Genomic DNA, 2,682 nt, shown 5'->3' with positions numbered 1-2,682 from the left:
GGTCAGGACGATCTCGGCGAGGGAGCCGGCGGCGAAGCACCATTCGCCGCCGCGCTCGTAGACGGCGAACGGGCCGCCGGCGGCGCGGCGCGCGAGGTGGCTGGCCGCGGCGAGCGGGTCACCGGCCCAGGCCAGCGCCCGCTCGTGGTAGATGATCGCAACGCTCACCGGGACGCGCCGGCTTCCACGCCGCCGCGCGTGATCTCGCGGGCCGGGACCTGCCCGGTCAGCCGGGCGCTCAGGCGGGCGGGACGCAGATCGCACCAGTGGGCGAGGACATGCTCCAGGCAGGAGGACCGGTCGGCGTCGGCGAGCACCGTGCGCCAGCCCGCGGGCAGGGGGGCGAAGGTCGGCCACAGTGAACGCTGGCCCTCGTCGTTGACCAGGACGTGGAAGGTGCCGTTCTCGTCCTCGAACGGGTTCGTCGACATGCTGGTCCCGTCTCCTCGGTGCGCCGACTGCGCTAACGCAAGTAAGCTTTACCTAAGTTGTCGGGTACGTCTACCGATACCGGCAGGAAATTCCAGTTCGGCGCGTGACAAAGGCCCCGCTGACGCCAAGAGCTAACTCAACCGGCCCGCGTCGATACGCAGTGTTCGGGGCAGGCGCTCGATCGTCGCCGGGCGATGCGCGATGACGATCAGCGTCCGGCCGTCCCGCAGCCGCTCGACCGCGTTCTCCAGCCGCTCGGCGATCTCCGGATCGAGGTCGGCGGTCGCCTCGTCGAGCAGCAGCACCGGCGGGTCGACCAGCGCCGCGCGCAACAGCCCGACGATCTGCCGCTCGCCGGCGGAGAGCCGTTCGCCGCGCGCGCCCAGCTCGGCGTCCAGCCCGCCCTCGCGCCGGTCGACCCAGTCGGCGAGGCCAAGCTGGTCGACCGCCCGCGCCATCGCCGCGCGGTCCGGCGCCCCAGGCGCCAGCGCCAGGTTCTCCGCGAGCGTGCCGGTGATGATGTGGACCTGCTGCGGGATGAGCACGATGCGTTCCCGCACGCGGGCCGCCGGCACGGTCCGCAGATCCGTGCCGGCGAACCGCACGGTGCCGGCGTCCGGCTCGTAGAGGCCACTGAGCAGCTTGGCGAGCGTCGTCTTGCCCGAGCCGGTGACGCCGACCAGACCGGCGCGGTCCCCGACCGGGAAGGCGACGGAGATGTCGCGCAGGACCGCGCCCCGGTCGCCGTAGGCGAAGTGCAGGCCCTCGGCGACCAGGTCGCCGCGCGCGGGCAGCTCCACCGCCGACCCGCCGGGCCCGGCGACTGGCCCCGGATCGCCGGCGGGCAGCGCGTCCAGCAGGTCGACCAGGCGGGCGAGCCCCACCCGGGCGACCTGCGCCTGCCCGGCCAGGCTGGACAGGGTGAGCATGCTCTCGAACAGGTTGCGGGTCGCCACCACGAACACGACGACGGTGCCGACGCTGAGCTGGTCCGCGCGCACCAGCCAGACGCTCAGCAGCAGCAGCGCCGCCGTCGCCAGTCCCTCCAGCAGGCCGAACAGCTCCAGGCGGGTCTGCACACCGATGGCCCGCTCGTTGCCCGCGAGCAGCGCGTCGTTCTCGACCCGGAACCGGCGGATCCACTCCTGCGGCCGACCCGGCGCCACCAGCGCCTCGTGCGCCGTCAGCGTCTCGGTGAACGTCGCCGTCATCCGCGCGTCGGCCGCCGCCTGCCCGCCGAACGCCGCCGGGGCCCCCCGGTTGAACCAGGCCACCACGGCGATCGCCATCGGCACGAACAGCACGATGAGTAGCAGCGCGAGCAGCCACGAGTAGATCAGCAGGATCACCGTAGTGAGCACGATGGTCAGTCCGACGCTGAGCAGGATCGGCAGCTGGTCGCGGAAGAACAGGGTCAGGTCGGCGATCTCGCCGGTCGAGCGGCGCAGCAGGTCGCCGGTGCGGTGCGCCTCGACGAAGCGCAGCGGCGCCCCGGCGAGCCGCTCCACGACGAGGTCGCGCAGCGCCCGGATCGTCCGCTCCCCCGCCCGCGACAGCAGCACCTCCGACCAGCGCAGCAGCACCAGCCGGGCGAGGATCAGCCCGACCAGCACGACGACGGCCCACCACAGCTGGCTCCGGTGCCGGCCGGTCACGGCGTCCACGCCCCAGCCGATGGCCGGGGCGATCGCCACCACCGCGCTGGTGCTGGCCACACTGGCCGCCAGCGCGCCGATCATGACCGCCCGGTGCGGGCGCACGTACGGCCAGCAGCGCCGGAAGATCCCCCTGGTCGACGGCTCCTCGGTCAGCGCCCGGATCTCAGCCACCGATGCCTCCCGCTCCGACTGTCATGGCATCGGCGGCCGGGCCGTCGATGGCCGTGCCGTCGGCGGGCGTGCCGTCGGCGGGCGTGCCGTCGGCGTTCAGGTACAGGACGCGGTCGGCGGCGGCGAGCACGGACGGCCGGTGGGAGATCACGACGAGCGCGGTGTCCGGCGCCCAGGCCCGCAGCCGGCGAAGGATCGTGGCCTCGGTGTCCGCGTCGACCGCCGCGGTGACATCGTCGAGGATCAGCACCTCCGGACGGCCGATCAGGCCACGGGCGAGGGCGAGGCGCTGGGCCTGGCCGCCGGACACCGTCGCGCCGCGTTCCCCGAGCACGGTGTCGTACCCGTCGGGCAGGCCCGCGACGAAACCGTCGACCGCGGCGACCTCGCAGGCGGCGCGCAGGGCCGCGGGCTCCACGTC

At 74.0% G+C, this 2,682-nt stretch carries 3 protein-coding genes; all 3 read right to left on the bottom strand.

Annotated elements, in window-relative coordinates; translation table 11 throughout:
• Positions 1–164: 164 nt before the first annotated feature.
• Positions 165–431, bottom strand: coding sequence for an MbtH family protein (locus MXD58_RS28445; protein ID WP_248840584.1), 267 nt, complete (start codon positions 429–431; stop codon positions 165–167).
• A 132-nt stretch (positions 432–563) separates the two neighbouring features.
• Positions 564–2,261, bottom strand: a complete 1,698-nt coding sequence (locus tag MXD58_RS28440; RefSeq protein WP_248840583.1) for an ABC transporter ATP-binding protein — start codon at positions 2,259–2,261, stop codon at positions 564–566.
• A partial coding sequence (locus tag MXD58_RS28435) for an ATP-binding cassette domain-containing protein (protein WP_250611247.1) occupies positions 2,254–2,682 on the bottom strand: 429 nt, incomplete at its 5' end. The genes MXD58_RS28435 and MXD58_RS28440, both read right to left, overlap by 8 nt.

It is taken from the genome of Frankia sp. AgKG'84/4 (genome assembly GCF_023242965.2).
In the GTDB taxonomy this organism is placed as follows: domain Bacteria; phylum Actinomycetota; class Actinomycetes; order Frankiales; family Frankiaceae; genus Frankia.
The sequence above is the reverse complement of the archived record's forward strand: the minus strand, read 5'-3'. Positions and strand labels throughout refer to the sequence as shown.

Excerpts from the sequence above, each read along its gene's own strand:
- MXD58_RS28445 (WP_248840584.1), bottom strand. The coding sequence starts at position 431 with ATGTCGACGAACCCGTTCGAGGACGAGAACGGCACCTTCCACGTCCTG.